The sequence below is a fragment of the Paucidesulfovibrio longus DSM 6739 genome (assembly GCF_000420485.1).
Taxonomy (GTDB): Bacteria; Desulfobacterota; Desulfovibrionia; order Desulfovibrionales; family Desulfovibrionaceae; genus Paucidesulfovibrio; species Paucidesulfovibrio longus.
Window position 1 is genome coordinate 500090 of record NZ_ATVA01000011.1, and the last position, 16333, is coordinate 516422.

Consider the following 16333-nt stretch of genomic DNA (forward strand, 5'->3'; position numbering starts at 1 on the left):
CCTTCTTCGCATCGATATGTCAATAATTTTATATTATGCATGAGTAGGCATGATATTGACGTTGTTGGATAATATGTTCATGGTGGAGCAGAATTGGAGGTGCGTAATATGCACTATGCGATAAATGTGAACGTGTCGGTGCAGCCGGAGGACATCATCCATTGGCTCTCTCCTTTCCGGAAAGGCGCGCGGGTGCGTTGCCGGACAGGGGAAAAACTGTCGGACATTCTTTTGCGCCAGTTCGGAATGAAGCCGGATTACGTCGAAAAAAGAGTTCGCACCGTGTTCATCAACGGCTGCCCCGTGGACGATCTTGATGCCGCCGTGGTCGCGGACGGGGACGAGGTTGCCCTGGCGGGTGCCCTGCCCGGCCTCGTGGGCATCTGCATGGGACGAAACAGCCCGGTGGCCGGTTTTCGGCGGGACATCACCTTCCATAGCGGCGAAGCGGTCCGCGGGCAGGGCGTGGTGGTGCTGAAGCTCTTCAATACCGTGGGGCAGGAGGCGGGGCCGCTGCTGCTTTCGCGCGGAATCCTGCTAACCGGCGCGGAACTGGGCGCACTGGCGGGCCGTGCCATGGCCGAGGGCCACAAGCCCCTTGCCGTGACCCTGGAGGGAAAGCCGGTGGGACTCGACGCGCTCTGCGGGTTGAAGCCGCAGGACGAGACGGAGCTGCGCGTGGCCGTCTCCTGAGGCGCCGCGTTTTTCACTGGGCTGCGGATGGACTGCCGGGGCGGATGGACTGCCGGGCGGACCGAGGCGCGTCTTTGTCCGGCCCGCGTGCTGGAAATGGAAAAGGGAGGGTCGCCCCTCCCTTTTGGTTGGTTGAATTGGCGCGTGTTCTAGAGGTCCCGGTAGCAGAACCACCAATCGTAGCCTTCGTGTTCGCTGAGGCGCGTTTTGGCTGCCGTGGTGTCCTTGGCGGGCGGAATGATGACCTTGCCGCCGATGAGTTCGTTGTTGGGCCAGCCCGCGGGAATGGCGACCCCGTTGTTGTCCGAGGTCTGGAGCGCCTTGAGCGCGCGCAGGATTTCATCCATGTTGCGTCCGACTTCCTGGGGATAGTAGAGCATCAGCCGCAGAAGGCCCTGGGGATCGACGATGAACACGGCGCGGACCGTGTTGCTGCCCTTGCCGGGATGGATCATGCCCAGCTTCTGGGCGACTTCGCCGCGGTCGTCCGCGATGACCGGGAATTTGATCTCCACGCCCAGCTTTTCCTCGATCCATTCAATCCATTTGATGTGCGAAAAGACCTGGTCGATGGACAGGCCGATGAGCTTGGCGCCGAGTTTTTCGAACTCGTCGAATCGTTTCTGGAAGGCCACGAATTCCGTGGTGCAGACAGGGGTGAAGTCCGCCGGGTGGCTGAAGAGAACGAACCATTTGCCTTTCATGTCGCCGGGCAGGTTCATTTCTCCATGCGTGGTGGTGACCTTGAGTTCCGGCATGGGCTGTCCAAGCAGCGGCAGCGAAGTTTCCATGATTTCTCCTTGGTTATAGATATTGAGGATGACGTTCATGATGAGAGTGATTACTATTAGCGTGGAAGCCTGTCAAGGGGGGTATCGAGAAATACGACTCCCGCCTGGGTTGTCATTGTGTTGCGTTCGGGTAATACTTTCTCGCACACTGCCGCACAGATGAAGGGGGGGCGTTGAAGAAGGCAAAGATCGCGACCGGTTATGAAGACATCTTCGTGGCCAGGCAGCCGATATTCTCGCGCAAGCGCAGTATCGTCGGCTACGAGCTGCTTTTCCGAAACAGCGGGACAGCGGGCAGGGCGTCCTTTCCCGACGAGGACGTGGCCTCATCCAAGGTCTTGGTGGACGGCATGGTGCTTGCCTCTGCCAATCTGCCGGACGACAAGCGGTTTTTCATTAATTTCACGAGGAACATGCTTCTCAACGATACCGCTCTGACCTTGCCGCCCAAGCGCTGCGTCGTCGAGATTCTGGAACACGTCCGGCCCGACGAGGACGTTCTGGAAGCCTGCAAGCGTCTGCGCAAGCTCGGCTACACGCTGGCCCTGGACGATTACGCGGGCAATCCCGAAAGGGACGCCTTTCTCGGCATCGCGGACATCGTCAAGGTGGATGTGCGCCAGCTCGACAGGGAGATGTGGGGACAGGTGCTCGACAGGCTCAAGGACTTCGGCTCCAAGGTGGTGGCCGAGAAGGTCGAGGCCTGGAGCGAGTTCGAGCAGTTGATGTCGCTGGGGTATGATTATTTCCAGGGGTTTTTTTTCAGCAGGCCGGAGATGCTGCCGGGCCGAAGGCTCTCTTCCGGCATGCTGGCCAAGGTGCGGCTGCTCAAGGTGCTCGGCGACCCCAACGCCAGGCCGCAGGAGATTCCGGACGTGATTGCTTCGGATCCGGGGCTGACGCTGCGGCTGCTCAAGTTCATCAACTCGGCGGCGTTCGGCTTCCGGTCCCAGATCACCTCCATTCAGCACGCCGTGACGCTGTTGGGAGTCCAGCCTTTGCGCCGCTGGGCCATGATCGTGGTCATCTCGGACATGGACGACAGCTTCAAGGGCGAGGAACTGACCTACATCAGCCTGCAACGGGCACGCTTCCTGGAGTGCCTTGCCGAGGCCGCGCCGGCCCCCCCGCTGACTCCGGGCGGACTCTTCCTGCTCGGCCTGCTCTCCCGCGTGGACGCCATGCTCGGCCTGCCCATGCAGGAGGTCTTGGGCGATCTCGTGCTGGAGGACGAGCTGACCCAGGCGCTGAAGGGATTGGATTGCCCCGCAAAGCATTGGCTGGGCATGATCGAGGCCCTGGAACGCGGGGACTGGCGTTCCGCATCCGCCTCCGTGGCCGGTTGGGGACTGAGCGGCAGCCAGGCGGCCCGTTGCCATCTCGCGTCGTCCTCCTGGGCCAGCGAGAAGATCTGGGCCCTTCGTCACCATTAGCAGCAAGGAGCCGCTCCGTATGAGCGTCATCGCCAATCTCGCCATCTTTCCCCTGGACAAGGGAGTGGAGCTTTCCGCGCATGTGGGGCGGGTGCTTCGCGTCATCCGCGCCTGCGGACTTCCGCATCAGCTCGGCCCCATGGGCACCTGCATCGAAGGGGAGTACGACGAGGTCATGGCCGTTGTCCGCGACTGCTTCGAGGAGCTTCGCCGGGACTGCGACCGGGTCTACCTGACCGTGAGCCTGGATTACCGGGCCGGGGCCGGGGGGCGAATGCAGGGCAAGGTCCGTTCCGTGGAGCGGTTTTTGGAAAGCGCCGACGCCGGGCGCGATAATACTACAAGCAAGGATTGAACATGCCGTTTTTCAAAACGCTCATGGAAGGGCTGGAGCGGATGCGCGCCGCCCGCCCCCTGGTGCTCAACGTCACCAACTACGTCGTGGCCAACACCAACGCCAATGCGCTCCTGGCTCTCGGCGCTTCCCCGGCCATGACGCATCATCCCGCCGACCTGGAAGAGCTGACGCGCTTCGCCGGAGCCCTGGTGGTCAACATCGGCACGCCGGGCCGCGAGTTTCTGGAAGGCTTGTTCACGGCCGGGGAGGTGGCGCGCCGCTCCGGCATTCCGGCCGTGCTCGATCCCGTGGCTGCGGGCGCGACCTCGGTCCGCACCGAAGCCGCCTATCGCTTCCTGAAGGAATGCTCCCCCGCCGTCGTGCGCGGCAACGCGTCCGAGATCATGGCCCTGGCAGGTGCCGAGGCCACCTCCAAGGGAGCTGATTCCACCCGAGGCGCGGACGAGGCCGTGGACGGCGCGCAGGAGTTGGCCCGGCTGTTCGGCTGCGTGGTCAGCGTCAGCGGCGACACGGACTACATTACGGACGGCCAGCGCACCATGGCGGTGCATGGCGGGCATGCGATGATGCCGCTGGTCACGGGACTTGGCTGCACGGCCAGCGCCCTTACCGGCGCATTCCTTTGCGTGGCGGAAGATGCCTTGCAGGGCGCGGCCCAGGCCATGGCCGTGATGGCCGCCGCGGGCCGGATGGCTGCGGACAAGGCGGAAGGCCCCGGCACGCTGCAACTCTATTTTTATGATGCCTTGTACAACCTGCGCCTGGAGGATTTGCGGAAGCTGGTCCAGGTGGAGGTGGTCTGATGCGTCGCGATTACGGCGTCTATCTGGTCACGGATCAGGGGCTTTGCCTCGGACGCGGCCTGCTGGAAGTGGTCGCGGAGGCTGTTCGGGGCGGCGCGAGCATGGTCCAGCTGCGCGAGAAGAAATGCGACACGCGCGATTTCGTGGCCCTGGCCCGGCGGCTGAAGGCCCTGCTCGGTCCTCTCGGCGTGCCGCTGTTGATCAACGACCGCGTGGACGTTGCCCTGGCTGCGGGAGCGGACGGAGTCCATGTGGGCCAGAGCGATATGCATCCCGCGGACGTGCGCGGCCTGATCGGCCCGGAGGCCATCGTGGGCCTTTCCGTGGAGTGCATGGAGCACGTGCTGCAAGCCGATGCCCTGGGAGTGGATTACCTGGGGGTCGGTCCCGTCTATGCGACGGCGACCAAGCCGGACCACAGCGAGCCGTGGGGGCTCGAGGGCCTTCGCAGGGTGCGTGCGGCCTCCCGCCTGCCCATGGTGGCCATCGGTTCCGTCAACGCCGAAAACGCCGCGCAGGTCATGGAAACGGGCATGGACGGGCTGGCCGTGGTATCGGCCATCTGTTCCGCCCCCTCGCCGGAGCAGGCCGCCGGAGCACTCCGCGATATCGTAAACAACGCCTTGCGAGCGCGTTGAGGATCGCTTTCTCATATGGCTCGGCATGTCCGTCCCCGCGTTTCGTTTCCTCCGCGTTGCCGGGGAAGTCGGGGCGTTCTTCACGTTGCGATTACTCTCTGTTTTCATTAGAATAATGAAGTAAGTCAAGGATGCGGCGGTTTCATGTCGCGAAACGGATGAAATGGACCCTGCAAATAGACTATTCTATTTTTCTGTTCGGTACATCAGGCTGAAATACATGGATTCTGAAGTCCCCGAATCCCCGGCTCGCGAAGGTTCTTGAGCCGGACTTGAAATCCGGAGACATTTCCACAGGTCTGATTACCCTTCCCAAGGTACGAAAAAGTAGGGTTTTACATACTCTGCCGCTATGCTAGATAATCTCCAATCCTGTGCCTGGAACTGAAACCGCAACCATACACAATGTGCAGAAATGGAAGAGGAATTCGGAGTAATCATAGCTGACGGACATCCGCTGCTCCGAGCGGGCGTCAAGTCTGTTCTTCAAAATCTCGAGGGCTTCAAGGTGCTCGGAGAGGCTTCCGACTGGCGAGAGGCCATGACCCTGATGAAGGAGGTCAAGCCCGACGTGGTCGTGCTGGACCTTTCCCTTCCCCAGGGCGGCGGAGTGCGCAGTATTCGAGAGATGCAGCGCGCTTTCCCCGGAGTGGTGTCCATCGTGCTCAGTTCGCACAGCAACGAGGAGCATGTGCTCGCGTCGCTTGACGCGGGCGCCAAGGGATACGTGCTCAAGGAAGACCCGCTGCTGGAAGTCTGCAAGGCTTTGCAAAGCGCCTGTCACGGCCAAACCTATCTCAGCGCCAACACCGCGCACGAGCTTGCCACGGGCTATCTTTCCGCGCGCAGGGCGGGCAAGGTGCCCACGGTTCTGGAGGCGCTCACGGCCCGCGAACGCGAGGTCTTCCATCTCGTGGGCGGCGGAAAGAAGAACCGCGAAGTGGCCGAGCATCTCTTCATCAGCATCAAGACCGTGGAGAAGCACCGGGCCAACATCATGCGCAAGCTCCAGCTCAATTCCGCCCACGACCTTCGCCTTCTTTGGCGCAAGCTGGGCTTCGGTTCCTGATCCGGATCGAACGGCGTCACGATTTCGCCTGTCCCGGCTTTACAAGCCAGGACCCGCGGTTTATGGGTTGCCGGGCCGCTCTTCGGCGGCCAGCAACCTCGACCACGGACGGATTCCATGAAGCTCAAAGACGCCTGGTACGCGACCCCCGGACCTGAAAACGCTCGCCAAGCCGCCATGTTGGCCGCCAAAGGGTTCTGCATGGGCGTCGCCGACATCATTCCCGGCGTCTCCGGCGGAACCATCGCCTTCATTACCAATATCTACGACCAGCTCATGGACGCGATTCGCTCGTTCGGGGCCGAGGCTCTGGGCCGTCTGATCCGGCTGGACGCGTCCGGGTTCGTCGCCCGCGTGCATCTGCGCTTCCTTTTGCCTCTGCTGGCCGGGTTGCTTCTGGCTCTGGCGGGCATGGCCAGGATCATGCACACGTTGCTGACCGATTATCCCGTGCAGGTCTGGGCGCTTTTCTTCGGGCTCATCGCCGCGTCGATCCTGGTTGTGGGCCGCCGCGTCGGCCGCCTCACCTGGCGGACCGCTCTTGCCGGCATTTTGGGAGCCGCGGGAAGCTATCTGCTGGTGGGCATGATCCCGGTCTCGACCCCGGAAACGCCGCTTTTCCTGTTTTTCTGCGGCGCGCTGGCCATCTGCGCCATGATTTTGCCCGGCATCAGCGGAGCCTACATCCTGCTGCTGCTCGGAAAGTACGAATACATGACCGGCGCGCTCAAGGCTCCGTTCAGCGACGGCAACCCGCTGATCATCCTGGTTTTCGCCTGCGGCGCGCTCCTGGGGTTGATGAGCTTCTCCCGCATTCTGCACTGGTTCCTGACGCGCCACCACGCGATCGCCGTGAGCCTGCTCACGGGCTTCATGGCCGGGGCCATGCGCAAGGTCTGGCCCTGGAAGGAAGTATTGGAGTCGCGTCTCGTGGGCGCTCGCGAAATCGTCATCCGGGAGCAGAACGTGCTGCCCGGCACGCTGGATGGCGGCTTCTGGTTTGCCGTGGCGCTGATCCTCGTGGGCTTCCTCCTCGTTCTCGTTCTCGAGCGGCTTTCCGGAAGCGAAGCCTCATGAACCCCTCACCCGCTCGCCGAGTTCTTCTTTCAATCCTCCGCGGTTGGCAGGGGGGAGATTTTCAAGTACGAACGAAGCGAGGGGAGTGCTCCGGGGCCATGCCGTCGGCGATGGCGGGGCTGCGAACCGGAATGGTCGATTGAGGAGGGGGGCGTCATGCAGGAGCCCTGGATTCAGGAATGGTTTTTCAGGGAAATTCAACGCGCCTTTCGTGACGGCGTCTCTCCTGACGTCCTGTTCAGCATCCTCTCGAAATATATCGCCATCTCTTTTCTTATAGTGGCCTCGTTCGCTGTCTGGCGCAACTGGACGCTGATCCGTTTCCATTTCCGCCGCTTGGCCAACTCGCGCTTCCATGCCGATGTTCGCGGAAAGATAGCGGAATTTCTCCAGGAACGCCGGGTCGTCATCGGCGTCTACCTCGCAGGCCCGCGCTCGCGGCAATATCTCGGAACGGCCCTGCTCAAGCAATACGGCGATTCGGACCTTGTCTTGCGCATGACCAGCGACGTGCCGTCATCCCTGAGACGTGTCCTTCAGGGGCGCATGATCATCTGCTTCGTCAAGCCGTTTCGGGTCGCAGGCAGGCGGGTCAACTCCTTTTCCACCTACGTTCGTTCCGCCGAAAGCGCCGAGGGATTGGTCCGCACCATACGAGCCTTCGTCCCCGACGATTTCACCGCCATTCCCAGGCGCAGGCACGTACGGCTGCGCATTCGCCGGACAGGGGGAGTGCGGATCAAGGTCTGGTCCGAGGAGAAGAAGTCCAGGATCCTCGTGACCTCGCCTGATTTCGAGACGCTGGCCGAAGGTGATCAAAACGCGGCCTGGAAGGCTTCCGCGGAACCGCTGGACATTTCTCCGGGAGGCATGAAGATCCAGCTGCGGCCGCAACGAGGAAGCCCGACCCTGCGCGTTTCCGACGAAGTCATCCTGGAGCTGCAAATTCTTGAGCCGTCGCGCAAGGTCTTCCACAGCTTTTTGCTGCTGGCCGTCGTGCGCAACATCATGCGTCCCGGCGGCGGGTTCATTGCCGCAGGCGTGCAGTTCCGTGCGCTGGGCGAGCGGGTGGCCAGCCGGTCCGTGACTTGGCACCCCGTGGGCTACGAGGTCGAACCGCTCCAGGATTTGTTGGACACCATGCGTGGCCGCAAGAAGGCCACGGCAAAGGAAGGGGAGCCGAAAGGCTGATTCGTCGGGCTGGGAAAGGCGCGGCCGGAAGCGGGGCGCTATTGATTCTTCCCTCTATTGATTCTTGCCTCGGCACTCCTTGCAGAGGCCGAAAAGATACATCTTGTGGCGGCGAAGCACGAAATCGTACCTCCGGGCCAGCTCTTCCTGGAGCCGTTCGATGTCCGGGTCCACGATTTCTATGTTTCGTCCGCACTCGTCGCAGATCAAATGGTCGTGGTGGTCCTGCCCGTAGCGCAGTTCATAGCGCAGGAGCCCGTCTCCGAAGTCCACGGCCTCGGCGATGCCCGAATCGGCGAAGAGCTTGAGCGTCCTGTAGACCGTGGCCTGGCCGACGGAGGGATCCTTGCTCTTGACCTGGGTGTAGAGCTCTTCGGACGAGAGGTGGCCGTCGGCCTGGATGAAAGTCTCCAGGATCAGACGGCGCTGGGGCGTCATCTTCAGATTCCTGGAAGCGAGGTATTCGCTGAATGCTTTTTCTGGCGGCTTCATATCTGTCTGCACTATTGTTGTTCGGTTCAATCTTCACTAGGTAAATCCGCGCAAGCTGTCAATTGTTCTACCAAACTGGTGGGTATCAGGGTTGACAGGCGGGCGCTTCTGGGCAAAGTAGAGCCACCCGCTGCTTACGGTACGTGGAGAGGTGTCCGAGCGGTTGAAGGAGGCGGTCTTGAAAACCGCTGACGGGGTGACTCGTCCGGGGGTTCGAATCCCTCCCTCTCCGCCACGTCCGACCATTCCCGCGGCGTTCGCTTTCCCGTCGCGGCGTCCGCTTTCTCCGGTTCTTCTTTTCCCCGCTATTTCAAATCGACTCGGTTCCCGTCCGCTGCGTTGTCCCGCTGCCGCGGGCAGTGCCGTCGCATCCTCGGATCTTCGCCGGGGTCTCGGTTATAACACGCCAGTATCAATGAATACGTAGTGTTGCGGAGTGTTCCGGATTGCGGGGCTGGAATAGCCGTTTTCAATTCGATTTCCTGTTGTGGCGAGAGGTGAATTGTGGGAAAAAGGATGTTCAGGAGTGTCAATATTAACTTGGCGATAGGGGCTCTTGCTTGATCGCTTGACCGCTTGCCGTGAGATGGACATGTGCGCACGCCGTTCTCCCCGATCCAATCCGGCTGATTCGGATTCCGATCAGAAAACCGTGGGATCCGCTCTCCCGGTTCCATTCCCGGTCGTGGCGCTGGGCGCTTCCGCAGGCGGCATAGAAACGCTTCGTGAATTGCTCCGCCATATCACGGAGATTCCAGAAGCCGCCCTCGTGGTCATCACCCACCTCCCTTCGGACAAGAAGAGCCGGATGGCCGAAATTCTCGCCGGGTTCACCTCCATCCCGGTGCGCGAGGCCGAGGATGTCACGCCCTTGGCGTCCGGCGTCCTTTATACCATTCCGGCAGGGCGGGAGGTCATCGTGGAGGGCGGCGTTCTCAAGCTCGTGCCGCCGGGAAACAATCTTTCCTATCGCATCATCGACCGTTTTCTGGACAGCCTGGCCAGTGACCAGGGAGCCAACGCCGCCTGCGTGATCCTCTCCGGTTCCGGCTCCGACGGCACGAACGGGGCCATGCGTCTGGCCAAGGCGGGCGGCCTCGTGCTGGTGCAGGATCCCGCCGAAGCCATGCACTCGGGGATGCCGCGCAGCGCGATGGAGTCCGGCGCGGCCGACGCGATCCTTTCACTGGAGGAGCTGGGAAGCAAGATCACCCTGCTTTCTGCTTCGCGGAACAAGGAAAAGCCGCCGGAAGGGAAACTGATCGAAAAAATACTGGGGCTGCTGCAGTCGCAGACGGGCCAGGATCTCAGCGGCTATCGTCCCAGCACCATTGCCCGGCGCATCAGCAAGCGCAGATTCTTGACCGGCCATGACCAGCTCGAAGGTTATGCGAAGGAACTGGAAGGGAACTCCGAAGAACTCCTGTTGCTTTTCAAGTCGCTGTTCATTGGGGTCACTTCCTTTTTCCGCGACCCGGACGCTTTCGACGTGTTGCGGGAACAAGCCCTGCCCAGGCTTTTTGCCGACCGCGGCGAAGACGAACCTGTCCGGGTCTGGATAGCTGGCTGCTCCACGGGCGAGGAGGCTTATTCCGTCGCCATGCTCATGGACGAATACCTGGAGCGGACCGGTCAGCGTTGCGGAATGAAGATTTTCGCCACGGACATCGACCAGGAGGCGATTGAATTCGCCCGCAAGGGGAGCTACCCCCTGCGGAAGCTGCAAGGGGTCAGCGAGGCGCACGCCAAGCGCTATTTCAAGCGTACCAGCAAGACGGCGAGCGTGCATCCGCGCCTGCGCGAACGCATCGTCTTCGTACACCACAATCTTCTGCAGGATCCTCCCTTTCTGCACATGGATCTCGTCTTGTGCCGGAACTTGTTGATTTACCTGAATCCGGCCCTTCAGCAAAAAGCGCTCGCGCTCCTCGTTTCCGCCTTGAATCCCGGTGGATTTTTGTTTCTGGGGTCGGCCGAGACTCTCGACCTCGGCAGCCTGCAACTGGAGGCCATCGACAAGAAGTGGCGGCTGTTCCGCAGCCGCTCCGGCGCAGAGCGTTCCAGCCTGCGCAAGGCCATGGCGCTTCGCCGGGCGATGTCGTTTCCCTCGATTCCCGAAGTCCCGACTCTTCAGCAGCCCAAGAAGCCGTCGTCCGTCGCGGCGGAAGCGTTGTTGCGGCATTTCTCCCCCTCCGCGGTGCTGGTCAGCCCGGAGCTGCTTGTGCTGCATCTCAGCGGCGACACCCAGCCGTATCTTTCGCTGAATGCCGGAGAGCCGAGCCTGCATCTGCTCAAGCTCGTTCGCAAGGAGCTGCGGCTGCATTTGCGCTCGGCCTTCAAGTCCGTGGAAAAATCGGGCAAGCCGAACGTGGTTCACGCCGTGCGGCTGTCTGGAGAGCCATCGCGCCTCACGGATATCTTCGTAGATCCGGTCTTTTCCGAGGACGGCACGCTGACGGCCTACCTCGTGATTTTCAAGGACAGCGCCTCCGTGAGCGGCGATGTCGCCGAGAGCGAGCCGGAGTGTTTCTCCGAGAGCGGCATCGTGATGCGTTACGAGGACGAGCTTCAGCTCGCGCACGGCCAGTTGCAGAAGGCCATTGAGGAATACGAGTACCTCAACGAGGAACTGCGCGCTTCCAACGAAGAACTGATCAGCATGAACGAGGAGCTGCAATCCTCCAACGAGGAGATGGACGCCTCGCGCGAGGAGCTGCAATCCCTGAACGAGGAATTGACGGGCAAGGTGGAGGAGCTGGCCCAGGCCCATGGACTCGTGGAGAACCTCCTGCGCAGCACCAACGTGCCCACGGTGTTTCTCGACCGCGATTATCGCGTCATGCGCTCCACCCCGCAGGCCGTGGAGATATTCCACATGGCCGTGTCGGACCAGGGGCGGCCATTGGCAGAGGTCAAGGTCCGGGTGCCGGACGATCACTTGCAGGCCGATGCGGAACGCGTCCTGCTCGAAAACGTCGAGGTCGAGCGGGAATTGCTGGACGAGGAGGGGCGCAGCTTCATCAAGCGCGTTTTCCCGTATCGCGGCGTGCGCGGGAGCGTTGAGGGCGTGGTGCTGACCTACACCGACGTTACCAAGCTCAAGGCAGCGGAGGCCGTGCTGCGGCGAAGCAACGAGGAGCTGGAATCCCTCGTGGCGGAGCGGACGGAGCAGCTTGAGCTGGCACGCAAGGATTCGGAATCGCGGGCCATGGAGCTGGAAGCCATCATGGAGCAGACGCCCGCGGCCGTATGGATCACCCGCGATTCCGAAGCGCGGAGCATCACCGCCAACCAGGCAGGCTATCGTATTCTGCGCATGGAGCCGGGCAGCAACGTCAGCAAGACGGCTCCGGAGTCTTCTTATCGGGCCATGCGCGGCGAGGTAGAACTGGCGCTGGATGATTTGCCTTTGCAGCGTTCGTCCCGCGGCGAGCTGGTGGTGGGCGAGGAACTGGACCTGCATTTCGGGGACGGCGAAGTTCGCACCATACTGGGCAACTCCGCGCCCCTGCAGGACGCCAAGGGAGAGATCACCGGCGCGGTGGGCGTTTTCCTGGACATCACGGATTTGAAGTGCGCCCAGGAACAGGCCGCACGATGGCAGCAGGTCTTTGAGCGGGCGGATTTCGGGCTGGCCATTTCCCACGTCGAGGACAATGTCCTGGTTTCCGTGAACCCTTCCTTTGCGCGGCAGCGCGGCTACACCCCGGAGGAACTCGAGGGACGCCCCGTATACGACGTTTATCCCGATACCGTCCTGGAGGGCCTGCGCGAGACGATCGAGGAACTGGACAAAAGCGGGCACGGGGTTTTCGAGTCCGTGCACAAGCGCAAGGACGGCGGGACGTTCCCCGTGCTGGTCGAGATCACCGTGCTCAGAAACGATGCGGGCCGTCCCATGATGCGCGTGGCGTACTGCCTCGACATCAGCGACCGGCGCGAGGCCGAGAGGGCCATGCGCGAAAGCGAGTTCAAGTTCCGCACCGTGGCGGACTATACATTCGACTGGGAATACTGGCGCACTCCGGACGGCAAGATGGCCTGGGTCTCGCCATCCTGCGAACGCGTCACGGGCTATTCGGTCGAGGATTTCAGTCAGGATCCTGACCTGATCCAGCGCATCATCCATCCGGATGATCTGGAAGCCTACAGGCGCCACCTTGCCGAGCCTGCGAGCGGGATGCGTCCGGCAGCGAGCCTCGACTTCCGCATTCGCCGCCGCGACGGCCAGGAGGTCTGGATCAGTCATCATTGCGTGGGACTGTCGGATTCGGACGGGAATTTCATGGGCAGGCGCGTCAGCAACCGCGACATCACGGGCCGCAAGCGCGCCGAGCTGGAGGTCCGAAACTGGGCCAAGTTCCCCGAAGAAAATCCCTCTCCGGTCATGCGCATCGGCGCGGACCTGCGCATCATCCATGCGAACCCCGCCAGCAGAGACTTCATGAACGCCTATTCCACCGGCGTCGGCCAGGCGTTCCCGGAGTCGCTGGCCGGAAACGTGGCCAAGGCGAGCGAGCTGGGGCATCCTCTCCACGTGGAGGTGCCGCTGGAGGAAAAGGTTCTGGACTTGGTCTTCGCGCCCGTGCGCGGGCAGGATTACGTCAACATCTACGGCGAGGACATCACCGAGCGCAAGAGGGCGGAGCTGGACATCCTGGCGGCGAGAGACGCGGCCCAGGCCGCGAACATGGCCAAGAGCGAATTTCTTGCGAACATGAGCCATGAAATCAGGACGCCTCTGAACGGGGTGCTGGGCATGCTGCACCTGCTCAAGGAGGGCGTCACGCCCGAGGAGCAGATATCCTATTCCAACATGGCCCATGACTCAGCATGCAGGCTGCTCTCGCTGCTCAACGACATCCTGGACTTCTCGCGCATGGAGGCGGGCCGCATCACGCTGGTCGCGGCCGCATTCCGGCTCTCCGATGTCTTCGATTCCGTGGTCAACGTCTTTCAACTGGCCAGCAGATCGAAGCGGCTGGAACTCAAGTGCCGTATCGACTCCTCCATGCCCTGCATGCTCATGGGCGACGAAGCCCGCCTCAGGCAGATTCTCTTCAACCTTGTCGGCAACGCCATCAAGTTTACCACTGCCGGGTCCATCAGCGTGGACGCCTGGTCCAATCCCGTGGGCGAGGGCGGCGGCCGCGTGCATCTCTATATCCGCGTCCGCGATACGGGCATCGGAATTCCCGACGACAAGGTGGACCACGTGTTTCAGCGTTTCACCCAGACAGACGCCTCCTATACCCGGCAATTCGAGGGAGCGGGACTGGGACTGGCCATCGTCAAGCGGCTCATGGAGGTCATGAACGGCGACATCGCCGTGGAGAGCAATATGGGGCAGGGCACGTCCATCTATCTGCATCTCCCCATGGAGACCGTGCCGAAGCCCGATGCAGCGAAATCGGGGCGGACCAGGGAGGGCGAAACCGATAACGAGTCCCTGCGGATTCTCGTGGCGGAAGATGAGCGGGTCAGCCGGGTGGCCATCCGCGCGCTGTTGACGCGTCTCGGCCATGAAGTGGTCTGCGTGGAAAACGGCCAGGAAGCGGTGGAGGAGTTGCTGCGCTCGCCCTTTGATTGCGTGTTCATGGATATCCAGATGCCGGAGTTGAACGGCGTGGAAGCCACGGAACGGATCAGGGCTTTGCCCGACGCGCCGGAACGCTCCAACGTCTGGATCGTCGCCCTGACCGCATATGCCCTGACAGGGGACCGGGAGAGATTCCTGTCCGTGGGCATGGACGACTACATCAGCAAACCCGTGCAGATGGATCGTCTCGTCGAGACGCTTCGCCGGGTCAGCCGACGCAAGGCCGCGTCCCGCCGGACGACGCAGTAGGCCTGCCGGAGCGCGCGGACCTTCGCCGCATTCGGTTTGTGAAGACCCATTCCAACAACGAGACGTCCGAATTCTCGACGAACTGCATCGGGGGAGACATGAGCGGTCTGCGCAGAGGCTGGAAGGTTTTTTCGGAGCGGGGAAGATTCGCTGCATTGCTTGCGCTGCTGCTTGCGGTCTGGGGCTTTTGCCTGACTGGGACCGCGCGGGCCGAAACGTTCCGGCTGACCATTCTGCACACCAACGACATTCATGCCCATCTGGCACCCTTCGACAAGTACGGCGCGCAGTGCTCGCCGGAAAAGGATGCCGCGGGCGAGTGTGCCGGCGGGGCCGCGCGGCTGGCCGCGGCCGTGGCCGCTGTTCGGGGCGAACGGCCCAACGTGGTCCTTTTCGACGCCGGCGACCAGTTTCAGGGGACGCTTTTCTATACGAAATACAAGGGCCTCGCCTGCGCCGCGTTGATGAATCTTCTGGGATATGACGCCATGACCCTCGGCAACCACGAGTTCGACGACGGTCCGGCCTCCCTTGCCGAGTTTCTCAAGCAAATCCGTTTTCCGGCCGTGTCCTCGAATCTGAGAATGGCCTCGGCCTCCCCGCTCGTCGGGTTGATCCGTCCCTGGGTCATGCTGGACGTCAACGGGCGCAAGGTCGGCGTGGTGGGGGTTTCGCATCCGCAAACGCCTATGATGTCCAGTCCGGGGCTGTCGCAGTTCTTTTTTGAGCCGAACGCGTCCGTTACGATGGGCGTGTACGAGCTGCGGCGCGCCGGAGCGAACATCATCATCGTCCTCAGCCACCTGGGCCTGGAGGGCGACAAGAAGCTGGCCACGAGGATGGGCGGCATGGACGTGATCGTGGGCGGCCACAGCCACGTGCTGCTGGCCAACGGCGATCCGGAGGCCGTCGGCCCCTGCCCCCTGGTCCAGGAAGGACCGGACGGCGAGCCGGTGCTCCTGGTGACGGCCGGATATTGGGGGCGTTATCTCGGCGTGCTTGAGGTTGAGTTCGACGAGCAGGGGAGGATATTGTCTTCGGCGGGCAACCCGTTGCCCATGGACGCGAAGGCTCCCAAGGATCCGGCTGCGGCCGCCGAGGTGGAGCGCCTGGAAGCCTCGCTGCGCACGTTGCAGACCCGCGTGCTCGGCCAGACGCTGAAGCCCATGAGCTCCGAGGACTGCCGCGCGCGTGAGTGCCTTCCCGGCGATCTCCGGGCGGATGCGATCCTTGCCGAATCCGCGCGGCATGGCGTGGTCGCGGCGCTGGTCAACGGCGGCAGCGTGCGAAGCGGTTTCGCCGCGGGGCCGATCACGTTCGGGGACGTGCTTTCAGCCTATCCCTTCACCGACAACGTGGTCGAGCTGACCCTCTCCGGAGCCGACCTGCGTGCGGTTCTGGAACACGGACTTTCCGCCCTGGGCGGGTACGAGGGGACCGGGCGGTTTCTTCAGGTCGCGGGGATTCGTTACCGCTTCGATTCCCGTCGTCCCGCTGGAAAACGCCTGCTGGAGGCAAGCGTCGTCGGTCCGGACGGAACAACGCTCCCGCTGGCGGACGCGGCGGAATACCGTGTCGCCCTGTCGCGTTTTCTCTATCGCGGGGGAGACAGCTACTCGATCTTTGCCGAACGCGGAAAGGACGTGTTTCTCGACGGCAAGACGATGACCACGGTCATGGAGGAGTACGTGTCCGCCCATTCGCCGCTGGCCCTGGAACCGGACGGGCGCGTCCTGGACCTTGCGCACGGAGTGCCGTCCCAGGCTCCCTGACGCGCGCGGCGCAGCGCGCCGGTTCATGCGGCCGTCGGGCGGCGCAGCAGGCCATGCAGCGTGCGGCCGCCTGAGCGTCGGCTCATGCTTTCGGCAATCCCTGAAATCGGACGGGGAGGCGCGGCACAGCCCCTGAACCGCGTCAGACCCTTGTGTCCGCAGTTCAGC

General features: G+C 62.5%; 12 protein-coding genes and 1 tRNA gene. 11 read left to right on the forward strand and 2 right to left on the reverse strand.

The features are described 5' to 3' along the window. The first annotated feature begins 108 nt into the window (after window positions 1-108). Window positions 109-693, forward strand: coding sequence for a hypothetical protein (locus G452_RS17940; RefSeq protein ID WP_022660989.1), 585 nt, complete (start codon window positions 109-111; stop codon window positions 691-693). 149 nt (window positions 694-842) lie between these two features. Here the strand turns inward: G452_RS17940 and G452_RS0104105 are convergent, their stop codons facing one another. Beyond that, window positions 843-1484 carry a peroxiredoxin gene (locus G452_RS0104105; RefSeq protein ID WP_022660990.1) on the reverse strand — a complete coding sequence of 214 codons (642 nt, stop codon included), beginning with the start codon at window positions 1482-1484 and terminating at the stop codon, window positions 843-845. 173 nt (window positions 1485-1657) lie between these two features. On the opposite strand from G452_RS0104105, the gene G452_RS17945 reads away from it, so the two are divergent. The 7 genes from G452_RS17945 to G452_RS0104140 all read left to right on the forward strand — a co-directional run bounded on the left by G452_RS17945 (window position 1658) and on the right by G452_RS0104140 (window position 8053). Beyond that, entirely contained in the window at window positions 1658-2917 is a 1260-nt protein-coding gene (locus G452_RS17945; protein WP_022660991.1) for an EAL and HDOD domain-containing protein, read from the forward strand. A 19-nt stretch (window positions 2918-2936) separates the two neighbouring features. Beyond that, window positions 2937-3272 carry an MTH1187 family thiamine-binding protein gene (locus G452_RS0104115; RefSeq protein WP_022660992.1) on the forward strand — a complete coding sequence of 112 codons (336 nt, stop codon included), beginning with the start codon at window positions 2937-2939 and terminating at the stop codon, window positions 3270-3272. Window positions 3273-3274: 2 nt separating this feature from the next. Beyond that, window positions 3275-4078 carry a hydroxyethylthiazole kinase gene (thiM, locus tag G452_RS0104120; RefSeq protein WP_022660993.1) on the forward strand — a complete coding sequence of 268 codons (804 nt, stop codon included), beginning with the start codon at window positions 3275-3277 and terminating at the stop codon, window positions 4076-4078. Then, the gene (gene thiE / locus G452_RS0104125) at window positions 4078-4716 is read left to right on the forward strand and encodes a thiamine phosphate synthase (RefSeq protein ID WP_022660994.1); all 639 of its coding nucleotides are present in this window, start codon (window positions 4078-4080) and stop codon (window positions 4714-4716) included. The genes thiM and thiE overlap by 1 nt, the downstream gene beginning before the upstream one ends. 415 nt (window positions 4717-5131) lie before the next feature. Beyond that, window positions 5132-5785: a response regulator gene (locus G452_RS0104130; RefSeq protein WP_022660995.1), complete on the forward strand. Its 654-nt coding sequence runs from the start codon at window positions 5132-5134 to the stop codon at window positions 5783-5785. Between the two features lie 117 nt (window positions 5786-5902). After that, entirely contained in the window at window positions 5903-6862 is a 960-nt protein-coding gene (locus G452_RS0104135) for a DUF368 domain-containing protein (RefSeq protein WP_022660996.1), read from the forward strand. A 156-nt stretch (window positions 6863-7018) separates the two neighbouring features. Continuing rightward, entirely contained in the window at window positions 7019-8053 is a 1035-nt protein-coding gene (locus tag G452_RS0104140; RefSeq protein WP_022660997.1) for a PilZ domain-containing protein, read from the forward strand. 54 nt (window positions 8054-8107) lie between these two features. Here G452_RS0104140 and G452_RS0104145 read toward each other — a convergent pair whose 3' ends face one another. Beyond that, the gene (locus tag G452_RS0104145; RefSeq protein ID WP_022660998.1) at window positions 8108-8545 is read right to left on the reverse strand and encodes a Fur family transcriptional regulator; all 438 of its coding nucleotides are present in this window, start codon (window positions 8543-8545) and stop codon (window positions 8108-8110) included. Between the two features lie 145 nt (window positions 8546-8690). Here G452_RS0104145 and G452_RS0104150 point away from each other — a divergent pair. From G452_RS0104150 to G452_RS17955, 3 genes are all read left to right on the forward strand, one after another. Then, window positions 8691-8780, forward strand: a tRNA-Ser gene (locus G452_RS0104150). A gap of 417 nt (window positions 8781-9197) precedes the next feature. Beyond that, the gene (locus G452_RS20405; protein WP_162141269.1) at window positions 9198-14393 is read left to right on the forward strand and encodes a CheR family methyltransferase; all 5196 of its coding nucleotides are present in this window, start codon (window positions 9198-9200) and stop codon (window positions 14391-14393) included. Between the two features lie 98 nt (window positions 14394-14491). Then, window positions 14492-16165, forward strand: a complete 1674-nt coding sequence (locus tag G452_RS17955; RefSeq protein ID WP_081650485.1) for a bifunctional metallophosphatase/5'-nucleotidase — start codon at window positions 14492-14494, stop codon at window positions 16163-16165. The last annotated feature ends 168 nt before the right edge of the window (window positions 16166-16333 follow it).

Excerpts from the sequence above, each read along its gene's own strand:
- G452_RS17940 (WP_022660989.1), top strand. The coding sequence starts at position 109 with ATGCACTATGCGATAAATGTGAACGTGTCGGTGCAGCCGGAGGACATC.
- G452_RS0104105 (WP_022660990.1), bottom strand. The coding sequence starts at position 1,484 with ATGGAAACTTCGCTGCCGCTGCTTGGACAGCCCATGCCGGAACTCAAG.
- thiM (WP_022660993.1), top strand. The coding sequence starts at position 3,275 with ATGCCGTTTTTCAAAACGCTCATGGAAGGGCTGGAGCGGATGCGCGCC.
- G452_RS0104135 (WP_022660996.1), top strand. The coding sequence starts at position 5,903 with ATGAAGCTCAAAGACGCCTGGTACGCGACCCCCGGACCTGAAAACGCT.
- G452_RS0104115 (WP_022660992.1), top strand. The coding sequence starts at position 2,937 with ATGAGCGTCATCGCCAATCTCGCCATCTTTCCCCTGGACAAGGGAGTG.
- G452_RS17955 (WP_081650485.1), top strand. The coding sequence starts at position 14,492 with ATGAGCGGTCTGCGCAGAGGCTGGAAGGTTTTTTCGGAGCGGGGAAGA.
- G452_RS0104140 (WP_022660997.1), top strand. The coding sequence starts at position 7,019 with ATGCAGGAGCCCTGGATTCAGGAATGGTTTTTCAGGGAAATTCAACGC.
- thiE (WP_022660994.1), top strand. The coding sequence starts at position 4,078 with ATGCGTCGCGATTACGGCGTCTATCTGGTCACGGATCAGGGGCTTTGC.
- G452_RS0104145 (WP_022660998.1), bottom strand. The coding sequence starts at position 8,545 with ATGAAGCCGCCAGAAAAAGCATTCAGCGAATACCTCGCTTCCAGGAAT.
- G452_RS0104130 (WP_022660995.1), top strand. The coding sequence starts at position 5,132 with ATGGAAGAGGAATTCGGAGTAATCATAGCTGACGGACATCCGCTGCTC.